Source organism: Amycolatopsis silviterrae (assembly GCF_042684085.1).
Classification (GTDB): domain Bacteria; phylum Actinomycetota; class Actinomycetes; order Mycobacteriales; family Pseudonocardiaceae; genus Amycolatopsis; species Amycolatopsis silviterrae.
In genome coordinates this window covers 107,280-120,593 of record NZ_JBHUKS010000038.1, presented here as the reverse complement: position 1 = coordinate 120,593, position 13,314 = coordinate 107,280, and the positions used below count along the sequence as shown (strand labels likewise).

At 69.2% G+C, this 13,314-nt stretch carries 14 protein-coding genes; 6 read left to right on the top strand and 8 right to left on the bottom strand.

From position 1 onward, the window contains the following. Positions 1-41: 41 nt before the first annotated feature. On the bottom strand, positions 42-1,532 hold the full coding sequence (locus ACFSVL_RS44235; RefSeq protein ID WP_378313793.1) for an AMP-binding protein: 1,491 nt from the start codon (positions 1,530-1,532) through the stop codon (positions 42-44). Between the two features lie 233 nt (positions 1,533-1,765). On the opposite strand from ACFSVL_RS44235, the gene ACFSVL_RS44230 reads away from it, so the two are divergent. Further along, positions 1,766-2,011 carry a phosphopantetheine-binding protein gene (locus ACFSVL_RS44230; protein ID WP_101438236.1) on the top strand — a complete coding sequence of 82 codons (246 nt, stop codon included), beginning with the start codon at positions 1,766-1,768 and terminating at the stop codon, positions 2,009-2,011. Here ACFSVL_RS44230 and ACFSVL_RS44225 read toward each other — a convergent pair. Together ACFSVL_RS44225 and ACFSVL_RS44220 are read right to left on the bottom strand one after the other, a co-directional pair. Next, positions 2,004-2,963, bottom strand: a complete 960-nt coding sequence (locus ACFSVL_RS44225; protein WP_378313790.1) for an ACP S-malonyltransferase — start codon at positions 2,961-2,963, stop codon at positions 2,004-2,006. The two genes, ACFSVL_RS44230 and ACFSVL_RS44225, sit on opposite strands and share 8 nt — an antisense overlap. Beyond that, positions 2,956-3,888 carry a proline iminopeptidase-family hydrolase gene (locus ACFSVL_RS44220; RefSeq protein WP_378313789.1) on the bottom strand — a complete coding sequence of 311 codons (933 nt, stop codon included), beginning with the start codon at positions 3,886-3,888 and terminating at the stop codon, positions 2,956-2,958. Before ACFSVL_RS44220 ends, ACFSVL_RS44225 begins: the two co-directional genes overlap by 8 nt. Positions 3,889-4,121: 233 nt before the next feature. Here ACFSVL_RS44220 and ACFSVL_RS44215 point away from each other — a divergent pair, with 233 nt between their 5' ends. Genes ACFSVL_RS44215 through ACFSVL_RS44205 form a run of 3 tightly spaced genes read left to right on the top strand, consistent with a single transcriptional unit; the run spans position 4,122 to position 7,167 of the window. Further along, positions 4,122-5,384, top strand: coding sequence for a nucleotide disphospho-sugar-binding domain-containing protein (locus tag ACFSVL_RS44215; protein WP_378313787.1), 1,263 nt, complete (start codon positions 4,122-4,124; stop codon positions 5,382-5,384). After that, the gene (locus ACFSVL_RS44210) at positions 5,375-6,490 is read left to right on the top strand and encodes a sensor histidine kinase (RefSeq protein ID WP_378313786.1); all 1,116 of its coding nucleotides are present in this window, start codon (positions 5,375-5,377) and stop codon (positions 6,488-6,490) included. The genes ACFSVL_RS44215 and ACFSVL_RS44210 overlap by 10 nt, the downstream gene beginning before the upstream one ends. A 23-nt stretch (positions 6,491-6,513) precedes the next feature. Continuing rightward, positions 6,514-7,167 (top strand): response regulator transcription factor, encoded by a 654-nt coding sequence (locus ACFSVL_RS44205; RefSeq protein WP_378313784.1) that lies wholly within the window; start codon positions 6,514-6,516, stop codon positions 7,165-7,167. A gap of 294 nt (positions 7,168-7,461) precedes the next feature. On the opposite strand, the gene ACFSVL_RS44200 is transcribed toward ACFSVL_RS44205, so the two are convergent. The 4 genes from ACFSVL_RS44200 to ACFSVL_RS44185 all read right to left on the bottom strand — a co-directional run bounded on the left by ACFSVL_RS44200 (position 7,462) and on the right by ACFSVL_RS44185 (position 11,453). Continuing rightward, positions 7,462-7,881 (bottom strand): acyl-CoA carboxylase epsilon subunit, encoded by a 420-nt coding sequence (locus ACFSVL_RS44200; RefSeq protein ID WP_378313782.1) that lies wholly within the window; start codon positions 7,879-7,881, stop codon positions 7,462-7,464. Positions 7,882-8,174: 293 nt separating this feature from the next. Further along, positions 8,175-9,743 (bottom strand): acyl-CoA carboxylase subunit beta, encoded by a 1,569-nt coding sequence (locus ACFSVL_RS44195; protein WP_378313780.1) that lies wholly within the window; start codon positions 9,741-9,743, stop codon positions 8,175-8,177. Next, entirely contained in the window at positions 9,736-10,506 is a 771-nt protein-coding gene (locus ACFSVL_RS44190; protein WP_378313778.1) for a thioesterase II family protein, read from the bottom strand. The genes ACFSVL_RS44195 and ACFSVL_RS44190 overlap by 8 nt, the downstream gene beginning before the upstream one ends. Before the next feature lie 260 nt (positions 10,507-10,766). Then, positions 10,767-11,453, bottom strand: a complete 687-nt coding sequence (locus tag ACFSVL_RS44185; RefSeq protein ID WP_378313777.1) for a GNAT family N-acetyltransferase — start codon at positions 11,451-11,453, stop codon at positions 10,767-10,769. Positions 11,454-11,608: 155 nt separating this feature from the next. Between ACFSVL_RS44185 and ACFSVL_RS44180 the strand changes: the two genes are divergently transcribed. Further along, on the top strand, positions 11,609-12,331 hold the full coding sequence (locus ACFSVL_RS44180) for a VOC family protein (protein ID WP_378313776.1): 723 nt from the start codon (positions 11,609-11,611) through the stop codon (positions 12,329-12,331). Between the two features lie 53 nt (positions 12,332-12,384). Beyond that, positions 12,385-12,873 (top strand): GNAT family N-acetyltransferase, encoded by a 489-nt coding sequence (locus tag ACFSVL_RS44175; RefSeq protein WP_378313774.1) that lies wholly within the window; start codon positions 12,385-12,387, stop codon positions 12,871-12,873. Between the two features lie 7 nt (positions 12,874-12,880). On the opposite strand, the gene ACFSVL_RS44170 is transcribed toward ACFSVL_RS44175, so the two are convergent. Continuing rightward, positions 12,881-13,312, bottom strand: coding sequence for an Lrp/AsnC family transcriptional regulator (locus tag ACFSVL_RS44170; protein ID WP_037363909.1), 432 nt, complete (start codon positions 13,310-13,312; stop codon positions 12,881-12,883). Positions 13,313-13,314 lie beyond the last annotated feature (2 nt).

Below are 13,314 nucleotides of genomic sequence, written 5' to 3'. Positions count from 1 at the left end.
TGATCCACACCCCTAACGGCCCCTAGCTGGCAGTCTGCGGGTCAGGCGGGCACCGGGCTGAGGATCTCCGCGGCCCGCGCACCGAGCGTCTTCCGGTCGATCTTCCGGTTGGAATTCAGCGGGAACTCCTCGACGTGTTCGTACCGGCGCGGGATCACGCCCTCGGGCAGCACCGCGCGCAGCGCCCGCACCATTTCGATCACCGGCCGCTGCGGCCCGGTGTAGAAGACGAACAGCTCGGTCCCGCTCTCGCCCTGGACGCCCAGCGCCACCGCGTCCACGCCACAGTCTCGCAACGCGTGCTCCACCTCGGTCAGCTCCACGCGCCAGCCGAGCACCTGCACCTGCGAATCCAACCGCCCGAGGTACGCCAGATCGTCGCCGCCGAGCCGCCGCACGCGGTCGCCGGTCCGGTAGAACCGCTGTCCGTCGCGGTCGAGGAACCGGCCCTTCTCGTCGGCCGGGTCGAGGTACCCCGGCGTCAGCTGCGGTCCGGCAATGGCGAGTTCGCCCTCCCCCGCCTCGTTCTCGTCGAGCAGCAGGTACTCGTGCCCCTCGTGCACCGCGCCGATCGGCACCACGCCGTTCACCGCCACACGCGGCGTTTCCTCGTCGTCCCACCGATAGCCAGCGACCGTGATGGTCAGCTCCGTCGGGCCGTAAAGGTTCTCGGTCACGGCGTTGCCCGCCGCCGCCCGCCAATCCGCGGTGTCGCGGACGGTCAGCGCTTCCCCGGCGAAGAAACTCCACCGCAGACCCGGCATCGCGTCCGGGGTGAGCCGTCCGGTGCGGCGCACCAGGTCGATCGCGCTCGGCGTGGAGAACCACACGGTGAGGCCGCGTTCTTCCACGAACGCCGGCACGTTCCGGTACGCCGCGCCCGGCAGGACCACCGCTTCCGCGCCCGCGCCCCACGCGCAGAAGAGGTCGAACATCGCACAGTCGAAGTTCAGGTCGAACGTCTGCGAGAAGACGTCGTCCGGGGTGAAGTCGTACCGCGCGTCCAGCAGGCCGAAGTAGTGCTCAGTGGAGCCGTGCCCGATCCGGACTCCCTTCGGCCGTCCAGTGGACCCCGAAGTGAAGAGCACGTACGCGGAGTCCTCCGGCCGCACGTCCTTGGCCGCGCTGAGCGCTGTCGTCGGTTGCCACTTGCCGACCTCCGGAGCCAGCAGCGTCTTCACCGGCGGAGCGACGGTGAGGCCGCGTTCGTCCGCGAGGATCGCGTCCACCTCCGCGGCCTCGACCATCTGCGCGGTGCGGGCCGCCGGGAAGTCCGGCCGCAGCGGGACCACCGTCGCCCCCGCGTACAGCCCGGCCAGAATCCCGGCGTAGGCAGTGACTCCCTTCCCGGCCAGCACCCCTACCGTGCGGGCGCCGGACTCCGCCAGCGCCCCGCCCCACCGCAACGCCCGCTCGTGCAGCTCGCCGTAGGTGAAGGTCTCCCCGCCGACGCTCACCGCCGGACGGGACTCGGAACGGGCCAGCCCGCGCAGAAACCGCGCGTGCAGTCCCGAGGTGGTCGTCGTGTCCATCGTGGTCCTCCGCCTACTGTGTTGATCGCTGCTAACCCGGCCACAGTCACGGCCTCATGGCTTCGTAGCAACGGTTACGTGCCGGGTGGGGGGTCGGCCTTCTTTTGGCCGGATTAGCAATAGGGGTGCCGACGCGTCGCTCAGGAACGGCGGCGCGGGGTAAGGTTCAAAACCGAACCGGGCGGTCGGTTTCCCTGCCTGGTGAAGTGCCCGACCCAGCCACCGGAGTAGCCATGTGGGACAGCTCTTTCGACGAAGCCCTCCGCCCGTACCTGCCGTTTCTTCCCGCTGACGAAGCGCTGACCGCCGAGACCCCGCTCAAGGAGTACGGCCTCGACTCGCTCGCCACCGTGGAACTGCTGGCGGTGCTGGAGGAGAAGTACAACGTCCGGTTCTCCGACGACGCGCTGAACCTGGAGACGTTCGAGAACCCCGGACGTCTCTGGGCGACGCTGTCGCAGCTGCAGCCGGCTAGCTGACCCGCGAGGGACCCGCGCCGCGCCGCCGCGGCTGCAGCGCGAGCCGCGGGTTCACCGTGGTCACCTCGAACCGGCTGGTGGTGGCCCGGACACGGCCGAACAGCGTGTCCGGCCCGGCCACCCACAGCTTGCGCACGCCGAGCTGTTCGAGCGACGAGACGACGTCCGGCCAGCGCAGCGGCTCGACGATGCTGTCCAGCAGCATCTTCCGGACCTGCTCGCCGGACCGCAGCACCGAACCGTCCTGGTCAGCGACGATCGGAAGGAGGGGATCATGGAAGTCGAGGCCGCCGAGCACCTCGTCCTCGGCCTTGCGCCGCAACGCGCCGAACGCGCGCGAGTGCAGCGGAGGACGCATCGTGTACAGCGACAGCCCGCCCATGCTCCGCACGGTCTGCTTGAGCCAGTCGAGGTTCCGCTCCCGCACCGAGACCATGTAGAAGTCGTGGTCGATGTAGCAGGAGATGTCCGACCACTCGCCGCGCCCGTCGAGTTCGGTCAGCGCGTCGCGCAGTTTCTCTTCCGGGGTGCGGACGAACGAGTGCGTGACGACGTCGGTGTGCTCGGTCGCGAAGAACTCGTCGAGGCACTGCGCGAGCTTCGCGGTCATCCACACCGCGTCCGGGAAAGTCAGCGAACCGGCGTACACGCTGGCCGGCTTCTCGCCGAAACTCGGGCCGGTGCAGTAGTCCGGGCTCATCCCGTACTCCTGTTCGGCCCATTCGGCGAGCGCGACGCAGGTGAGCATGAACCCGACCTGGGCGTACTCGGAGTAGTCGCCCTCGGCCTCGCGGAACCGGTCGACCAGCGAGTAGCCCAGCCGGTCGTCGGCGTCCTTGATGAGCCTGCGGGCGAACGGGTTGATGAGCAGGAACTTGCCGAAGTCGACGAACCGGCACGGGCTCATCCCGGGGAACACGACCGCCGATCCGGCCTGGCTGGCCTCATCCATGACTGGCGACCTCTCTTTCGGCGGGGGAATGGACTTCCTGCAGGAATCCCAGCAGGACCTCACGGAACCGTTCCGGTTCCTCGAGATGGGGGACGTGGCTCGAGTCCGGGAGGATCTCCCAGCGCACGTCGTGGATCCGGTCGTAGTACGGCTGCACGGTGGCCGGGGTGGCCTCGTCGTGCGCGCCGGAAATGAGCAGGGTCGGCACCTCGATGTCGTCGAGGCGGTCGATCACCGAATAGTCCGCGAGCGTGCCGGTGACGGTGAACTCGCTGGGCCCGTTCATCACCGAGTAGACGGTGTTGTTGTCGGCCATCTCCATGAACGAGGCGAGATAGTCCGCTGGCCACGGCAGCACACGGCAGACGTGCCGGTCGTAGAAGACGCGCATGAGGTCGAAGTACTCCTGCGTGTCCGTGGTGCCGGCGGCTTCGTGCGCCCGCAGGCCCTCGTCGACCCCAGGCGGCAGCAGCGCGCGCAGCCGGTCCATCTCGCTGCGCCACAGCTCGTACGACGCCGGCGAGTTGGCGATCACCAGCCCGCGCAGCCCGTCCGGCCGTTCGGCGGCGTGCCGCGCGACGACGAGACCGCCCCACGACTGTCCATAGAGGACGTAATTGTCCTCTATGCCGAGCCGGTGCACCAGATTGTCCAGCTCGTCGCCGAACAGCTCCGGATTCCAGAACCCCGGCGCGGCGTCCGGCAGCCGGGTGGACCCGCCGCTGCCGAGCTGGTCGTAGTGCACGACCGGGAAGCCGTCGCCGGCGAGTCCGGCCAGGTTCAGCAGGTAGTCGTGCGTGCTGCCCGGCCCGCCGTGCACCACGACCACGGCGGGAGCAGCTCCTCCCGGTTCGCCGGTGACCCGGTACCAGGTGCGGTGCTCGCCGAACGGGACCCAGCCTTTCGCGGTGGGCGCCACGGCCATGCTCATCACCTCGTTCGTTTCCCTCGTCCCGGTCCGCCGCGGCGCGGCCGGATCCGGTTACCTGTCTATCCGCCGCGGCCCGCGCGCCACTAGCCCCTAAGGGGCATCTAAAGCCGAGCCAAATCCCGTTCGCCGCGCCCGATTCAGGGGTCCCCTACCGGGTGGGCGGGGCGCGGGCGCGGCCCTACCGTTTCCCTTGTCCTGCCGCGCCTACGAACTTCGGAGCTGCCGCGATGCGCGTGATGCTGATGGTCTTCCCGACGAGGACGCACGTTTACAGCATGGCTCCGGTGGGCTGGGCGCTGGCCGCGGCCGGGCACGAGGTCCGCTTCGTCGGGCAGCGCAACCCGCGCGAGGTCGCGTCGTTCGCCGAAACCGGGCTGGACGCCATGTGGTTCGGCGACGAACTCGACATCGCGCGGCACCGCCAGCTCCAGGTCGACGGCAACAACGCGATGCAGGGCGACTTCCGGATCTCCGAAAGCCGTCCCGAGCGCTACACCGACGAGTACGTGCGCAACGTCTACGAGCACTGGGTCGACGTGTTCCGCTGGACCACCCCGGACCCGCTGCTCGACGAACTCGTCCGCTTCGCCCGGCAATGGCAGCCGGACCTCGTGGTGTGGGACCCGATGATCTACGCCGCGCCGATCGTCGCGCACGCCATCGGGGTGCCGCACCTGCGGATGATGTACGCCGCCGACCAGACCGCCCGCATCGGCGCGCAGTACCGCGACCTCAGAGCCAGCCGCCCGGAGGACACGTCGCCGGACCCGTTCGTGACGTGGATGTCCGCCGCCGTCGGCCGGTTCGGCGCGGACTACGACGAAGCCCTCCGCTACGGCGTGCGGACCATCGACTGCCATCCGTCGTACCTGCGCTACGACGGCGTGGACGTCGACTACATCCCGGCCCGGTTCGTCCCGCAGAACAAGCCGATGGCGATCCCCTCGTGGGTGCTGGAGCGCCCGGAGCGGCCGCGGGTGATGCTCACCCTCGGCATCTCCAACCGGCAGGTCCTCGGCGTCGAGGAAACCTCCGTCGGAGACCTGCTGGACGGGCTCGCCGACCTGGACATCGAAGTGATCGCCACGCTCAACGCGAGCCAGCTCGCCTCCGTGCGCGCGATCCCGGACAACGTCCGCGCGGTCGATTTCGTGCCGATGAACGAACTCCTCGCCTCGTGCTCGGCGATCGTGCACCAGGGCGGCGGCGCGACGATCAGCAACGCGGTGGTGAACGGCGTCCCGCAGCTGGTCATCCCGGGCACCACGTGGAGCGAACGCGGCTCCGCGGTGGCTCAGGTGAAGCGCGGCAACGGCTTGCTGGTGGACCTCGAGGACGTGACGCCCGCGAGTGTCCGCGACGGGGTGTGCCGGCTGCTGGAAGAACCGTCCTTCCGGGAGTGTGCGCTCGAGGTGCGCGACGAGATGCTGGCGACGCCCACGCTCGACGACCTCGTGCCGGAACTGGAACGGATCGCGCTATGCCCGTGACGCGGCCGCCGACCATGCGCACGATCGGGTTTCTCGTGCTGAGCCTCCCGATCCGGCTCGCCGCGTTCGTGCTGATCCTGGTGACCATGCTGGTCGGCGTCGCCACGACGATGCTGTGGATCGGCATTCCCGTCCTGCTGGTCGCGACCTCGCTGATGCGCTCGTACTGCGCCTTCGAACGACGCTGGGCCCGCCAGATGCTCACCGTCACCATCGCCGAACCCGTGCGCAGGCGACCGGCCGGACCGGGCATGCTCGCGGTGTGGCAGGCCCGGCTGCTCGACGCCGCCACCTGGCGCGAGTTCGCCTTCGTGCTCATCGCTTTTCCGCTGGGCATCGTGGAATTCGTGGCGGGCGTCGTGTCCACCGCGGTACCTCCTTTCGGTATTTTCGTGGCCCCGCGCATCGGGGCGATGCACGGCGAACTGGCGACGTCGTTCCTCGGCCCGAACCGCACCGCGCAACTGGAAGCGCGCACGCAGCAGCTGCGGAACTCGCGAGCACGCGGAGTCGACGCGGTGGAAGCCGAACGCCGCCGGATCGAACGCGACCTGCACGACGGAGCCCAGCAGCGGCTGGTGTCCGTCGCGATGAGCCTGGGCCGCGCCCAGCTCAAACTCGACCTCGAAGACCCGACCGCCGTCCGCGAACTCATCGGAGCCGCGCACGCCGACGCCAAACTCGCTGTTTCGGAGCTGCGCGACCTGGCCCGCGGGATCTACCCGCCGGTGCTGCAGGACCGCGGCCTGGACGCCGCGTTGTCTTCTCTCACCGCAAGAATGCCTATCCCTGTTGAAGTCGAGGTTACCGTAGAACCCCGTCCGCCCGCACCCGTCGAGACGACGACCTACTTCATCGTGAGCGAAACGCTCACCAACGTGACCAAACATTCCGGAGCCGACCGCGCGTCCGTGCGAGTGACCCGCGACGACGACACCGTCGTCGTCGAAATCACCGACACCGGCCATGGCGGCGCCTCGATGCGCCCCGGCGGCGGCCTGGCCGGCCTGGCCGACCGAGCCGCCACGATCGACGGCGTGCTCACCGTCGTCAGCCCCGCCGGCGGCCCCACCGTCGTGCGGGCCGATCTGCCCGTCCGCTGGTGAATAATGTTGTGGAGGCAAGAGAAATGCGCGTCGTGATCGCGGAAGACTCGGTACTGCTGCGCGCCGGGGTGCAAAGCCTGCTCGCGGACGTCGGCATCGAAACCGCCGCCGCGGTGGACAACGGCGACGACCTGCTGGTCGCCATCCGGGACCACCGCCCCGACCTGGTCATCGCCGACGTCCGGATGCCCCCGACCTTCACCGACGAGGGCCTGCGCGCGGCATTGGCCGCCCGCAAGGAAATCCCCGGCCTGCCGGTACTGGTGGTGTCGCAGTATGTCGAAGGAAGCTACGCGGTAGACCTGATCGCGGAAGGCACGTCCGGCGTCGGCTACCTGCTGAAGGAACGAGTCGCCGACGTCGCGGACTTCCTGGAAGCAGTCCGCCGCGTAGCCGGCGGAGGCTCGGCAATCGACCCGGACGTAGTCGCTCAGATGCTTTCCCGCAGCCGAGACCCGTTGGAAGCCTTGACGGCCCGGGAGACCGAGGTACTGGCGCAAATGGCACAAGGCCTGTCCAACACGGCCATCGCCAAGGCCCTGGTGGTGACTCAGGGAGCGGTGGAAAACCACATCAGCAACATCTTCGCGAAACTCGGCCTGGACGCAAGCCGCGACCAGAACCGCCGCATCCGCGCGGTCCTGACCTATCTGGACAGCACCGCCGTGCACGCCTGATTCACCGGATCGATACCGTGCAGATGTTCGATCGACGGCGGTAGCTTTGAGGTATGGCTATTGGACCTATCCCCGTTTCGTCCGTTGTGGACGATGTAGTTGTTCTGCTGTGGCGCAACGGTTTTCCCATCCCGCGCCCCGCCCCTATGCCGAGACCGGCACCCCAGCCGAGCCGACGGCCACGAAGACCAGCATTCCGCGCTGCCGCACAAGCCGGAAGGACCCTGCTACGGAAAGCCCGCATCGCCCTGCGCCGATGCGGGCCCCACCCCTTCACGTCACCCGCGGGCTGGCTTACCGAGCCCGCCAGCTCGTCGCCGGAACAAACCTTGTCGACGGTTGCCGAGGTGACGGCACCGCAATTTCTCCACGCCCATTACCGGTCCCCTGGCCAACCGCGGCCAACGCCACCAGCAACGCAGCCACCTCAACGTCGTCCGGATTCCCCCGCACCACACGCACTGCGGGCACTACCGCCGTATCACGGTGCCCTTCAGCGAGGGTTTCCTCAGTCGGCTTTCCCTGCGTCACAGGAAGTTTCGTACCATCCGCATCCGAACCACGCAGTGCCTCAGCCGCTTCACCCTGCTCTGCAAGAAGAAGCACACCATCCGCGCCCGAACCGCCCGGCACCCCAGCCGTTTCTTCCAGCGCAAGCAGCCCTGCGCTGGCCGTATCCGAACCAACCGGCACGCCCGCCACTCCTCCCCGCATCCCAGAAAGACACGCCCCAGCCGCACCCGGCGCTACAGCCGCTTCTCCCGGCACAAGCAGCCCTGCACTGGCCAACTCTCCGCCCGCTACCCCAGCACGCCATTCCCCGGCAGGCTCCGGCTCGGCGGCGTCAGGCGAAGAAGTCCCCAGACCACCCGGCCCACCCGCACTCAAGCCGTCCGTCGTCCCGGCCCCAGCACCGCCCGACTCCAGACCCTCCAGACCCTCCAGACCCGCCAGCGCCCCAGCCGCCCCCATCGCCGTACCCGTCCGCTCCGAAGCCCGAACCGCCATCACATCGGCGGATTCCCGTGCTTGCGCGCCGGAACGTCGGCGTGCTTGGCCCGCAACATCGCCAGCGACCGGATCAGCATCTCCCGCGTCCGGCCGGGCTCGATCACGTCGTCGACCAGCCCGCGTTCGGCCGCGTAGTACGGGTGCATCAGCTCGGTCTTGTACTCCTTGATCTTCAACCGCCGCACCGCCTCCGGGTCGTCAGCTGCGTTGATCTCGCGACGGAAGATCACGTTCGCCGCGCCCTCGGCACCCATCACCGCGATCTCGTTCGTCGGCCACGCCAGCGAAACGTCCGCGCCGATCGACCGCGAGTCCATCACGATATACGCGCCGCCGTAAGCCTTCCGCAGGATCACCTGCACCCGCGGCACCGTGGCGTTGCAGTAGGAATACAACAGCTTCGCACCGTGCCGGATGATGCCGCCGTGTTCCTGGTCCACCCCGGGCAGGAAGCCCGGCACGTCCACCAAGGTCACCAACGGAATATTGAACGCGTCGCACGTCTGCACGAACCGCGCGGCCTTCTCGCTAGCCTCGATGTCCAGCACCCCGGCGAGGGTCGCCGGCTGGTTCGCCACGATCCCGACCACGTGCCCGTCCAGCCGCGCGAGGGCGCACACCACGTTCGTCGCCCAGCCAGCGTGCACCTGGAGGAACTCGCCGTCGTCGACGATTTCCTCGATCACGGTGCACATGTCGTACGCGCGGGCCGCGTCCGTCGGCACCACCTCAAGCAGTTTGTCCGTGCGGCGGTCCGCCGGATCGGCCGTCGGCTCCACCGGCGGCACCTCGTTGTTGTTGGACGGCAACAACGAAATCAGATACCGCACATCCTCCAGACAGCTGGGTTCGTCGTCATAAACGAACGCGGCGACACCCGACGTCGAGGCATGCACGTCCGCGCCGCCGAGGCCGTTCTGGGTGATCTCCTCGCCAGTCACCGCGTGCACCACGTCGGGGCCGGTGATGAACATCTGCGAGGTTTCGCGCACCATGAACACGAAATCCGTCAACGCGGGCGAATATGCCGCACCGCCCGCACACGGGCCGAGCATCACCGAAATCTGCGGGATCACCCCCGAAGACCGGGTGTTGCGCTGGAAAATGCCGCCGTACCCGGCGAGCGCCGTCACGCCCTCCTGAATCCGCGCGCCAGCACCGTCGTTCAGCGACACCAGCGGCGCACCCGCCGAAGCGGCAAGATCCATCACCTTGTGGATTTTCTGCGCGTGCGCCTCGCCAAGCGCCCCGCCGAAAATGCGGAAATCGTGCGCATACACGAAAACCGTGCGCCCGTACACCGTCCCCCAGCCGCACACCACGCCGTCCGAATACGGCTTCCGGTGTTCGAGGCCGAAGGCGGTCGCCCGGTGCCGGCGCAGGGACTCGATCTCGGTGAACGAGCCCGGGTCGAGGAGCAGTTCGATGCGCTCGTGCGCGGTCAGCTTGCCGCGGTCGTGCTGCCGGGCGGTCGCGGCTTCGTCCGGACCGCGCCGCGCGGCGTCCTTGATCTCCCGCAGTTCCTCGAGTTTGCTGTCGAATCCGACCGCCAATGCCTCAGACATGCGCACGCCCCTTGTCGACAAGCCGATCGGTCAGATACCGGAGGATCACGTCCTGGTGGCGGGTCAGGAAAAAGTGCCCGCCGGCGAGCGGGACCAGCTCGAAGCCCGCCGAAGTGTGCTCGCCCCACGACCGGACCTCGTCGACCGAGGCGACCGGGTCGTCGGTGCCGGTGAACGCGACCACCGGGGCCGTCAGCGGCGTGCCCGGCTGGTACCGGTAGGTCTCCACGGCGCGATAGTCGTTGCGCACCACGGGAAGGATCATCCGCACGACGTCGTCGTCGCCGAGCAGGTCCATTTCGGTGCCGCTCAACCGGCGCAGCTCGTCGATCACGCCGTCGTCGGTGCGGGTGTGCACGTTCTCGTCCCGGTGCCGCGACGGCGCGCGGCGGCCGGACACGAAGAGCGTGTCCACCGCGGTGCCCGCGGCCTCCAGCCGCCGGGTCACCTCGAAGGCGATCATCGCGCCCATGCTGTGGCCGAACAGCGCCAGCGGCAGGTCGTCGCGGCCGCGCAGCAGGCCGGCGATCCGGTCGGCCAGCGCGTCGATGGTGGTGAGGAACGGCTCGTGCCGCCGGTCCTGACGGCCCGGGTACTGCACCGCCAGCACCTCGATGTCCGGCGTCAGCGCCCGCGAAACCGGGAAGTAGAACGGGGCCGAACCTCCGGCGTGCGGCAGGCACACCAGCCTTGCCTTCGCCTCGGGCGACGTGTGGAAGCGGCGAAACCAGCTGTCCTCGTCGGAGTTCGCGCTACCCGTCATGTCGTCCCACCGCCTTTCCGACGTCTGCGCCGGGACGACCCGGCCACGGATCCTTCTTCGCCGACCCACGGTAACCGCGCCCACCAGGCGCAACGACCCCTAACTCCCCCTAGATCCACAATGGACACCACGTACCCGCCGAGACAGGAAGGATCCCCGCACTCAGCCCGTATTCGTCCTCGTGCCCAGCTCGCCTGCACCGCCACCGCGTGCGCGAACACGGGCCGGTCGCCCCCCTGCCGGCTACCGCCGCGGCGGCATCACCACTCCGGAGTGCGATAAACCCCGAACACCATGTCCCGGGCGAACCGGAACCCCAGCTTCTCGTACAGCCGGATCGCGCCGGTGTTCGTCGCGGCGGCGTGCAGGAGCGGCCGTTCCCCGCGCTCCCGGATCACCGCGGCCACCGCCAGCACCAGCCGGGCCGCCAGCCCCTGTCCTTGAAACGCCGGGTCGGTGCACACCGCGCTGATCTCCGTCCAGCCCGGCGGATGCATCCGCTCGCCCGCCATCGCCACCAGCGCGCCGTCGCGGCGGATGCCCAGGTAGGCGCCAAGGGCGATCGTCCGGGGCAGGAAGGGGCCGGGTTTCGTCCGGGCCACCAGGTCGAGCATCTCCGGGACGTCCGCCTCGGTCAGCCGCACCGCTTCCGGGTCGGCGGCCGCGGGAGCCGCCGAGCCGTCCATCTGGACGCCGGCCATTTCGGCTTCCACCGTCCAGCCCGCGGGCGGCGGAATCCGGACGCCGCCGACCACGAGTGCCGACGCCCCAGGACCGACGAGGTCGGCGATGTCGTGCCACACGCGTTCGTCCGGCTGGTCCGGCACGGCCAGAAACGGAGAAATGTCCGCCTGATACCGCAGGACCTGCCCCTTCTGCTCCGCGAAGGACGCGTCCGGGCCGCTCAGCGCGGCCCAGGCGGGGTTGTCGAGCGGGGACGTGCGCATTCTCGCCTGCCATTCCGATCCGGGGTGCCTGATCAAGAATGCGTGCGCCGAACCGCGCCCGGCCACCTTCTCCCACATGCTGAGCGTTCGACCGAGGACCGCAGCTGTCCGCAATAGACCCTAACGTCGTCGGCATCACCGACGAAGGGACCGCAATGAGCACCGTCGACCGCAACCAGCCGCTCGGCACTCCGACCTGGATCGACCTCACCGTGCCGGACCTGGACCGCGCGCAACGCTTCTACGGCACCGTCCTCGGCTGGACCTTCGACGGCGACCACTGCCTGCTCCGTGACCTCCCCGTCGCCGGCCTGCGCCAAGCCGCCGCCCCCCGGCCAGCGTGGACGGTCTACCTCGCCACCGACGACTGCGACGCCACCGCCAAAGCTGTCATCGCCGCAGGTGGCAAGGTCCTCGACCAGCCCCGCGACGAGGGCGACCACGCCCGCGTCGCCGTCGCGGAAGACCCGACCGGCGCGCGGTTCGGGATCTGGCAGGGCCGCAAGCTCCCCGGTGCCCGGCTCGTCAACGAAGCCAGCGCCCTGATGCGCAACGACCTCGTCACACCCGCTCCCCAGCCGGCGCGCGACTTCTACTGCACCGTCTTCGCCTTCACCCTCGACGGCAACGACGACCTGCCCGGCGTCGACTTCACCTTCCTCCGCCGCCCGGACGGCCACGAGATCGGCGGCATCATGGGCGACCCGACGGCCCCGGCTTCGGCGTGGGGCACCCTCTTCCTGTCCACCGACGCGGACGCGGCCGGTGCCCGGGCAGCCGAACTGGGCGGCGAGATCGTCGAAGCGCAGGACAGCCCGTACGGGCGCATGGTGACCATCCGCGATCCGTTCGGCGCGGAGTTCGTCCTGGGCTCCTGAACCGTGGCTCCTGAACCGTTGCCCTGAGCGGGCTTCCTGGCTAAACAGGACAGGTGGACCTCGAAACCCTCCCCGGCGCGACCCTGCACCCGGCGACCCCGGACGACGCCGCCGAACTGATGGTGCTCCAGCGGTGTTGCTGGGTGCAGGAAGCCCTGCTCAACAACACCCTGGAGCACCCCGCGCTGACCGAGGACCTCGCCGAGGTCCGCAAGTCGATCGAGAACTGGCAGAGCTGGGTCGTCCGGCAAGGGCACCGGCTCGTCGGCGCGGTCCGCGCCCGCACCGTCGACAGCTACAGCTGGGAAATCGGCCGCCTGATGGTCGCGCCGGATCTGGCCGGGCGCGGCCTCGGGCGGTTCCTCCTTGAGCACGCCGAGCGCCACGCACCCCCGGAGACGAAGCAGTACGTCCTCTTCACCGGCGCGTCCAGCGAACGCAACATCGCCCTCTACGAGCGGGCCGGTTACCGCCGCACGCCGATGCCGTTCGAAGCGACCGGGCTGCTCCGGCTGGCGATCTACCTGGTGAAACCGGCCTGACGAGAGTTCACAGCTCGTCGAAGACCAGCACGGTGTGCGTCGAGAGCACGTCCGGCATGGACTGCAACCGCTCGAACACCAGGTCCCGCAAGCTGTCCGCGTCGCGGGTCCGCACGAACAGGATCAGGTCGTTGTCCCCGGACACCAGGCCGCCGTGTTCGATCTCCGGGATGTGCTTCAGCTCCGCGCTCACCGTGCGCCACGAGTTCTGCGTGACCTTCAAGTACACGTACGCCGCCAGGCCCTGCCCCATCCGGCGCGGATCGGTCACGGCCGCGTAGCCGGTGATCACTCCCTCGCGGTGCAGCCGCTCCACGCGGGTGTAGCAACCGGCCCGCGAAATGTGCGCGCGTTCGGCGAGGGCGCGCATCGAAGCCCGGCCGTCTTTCTTCAGCTCGGCGATGAGTTTCAGGTCGACCTCGTCCAGCGCCGCTGCCATTT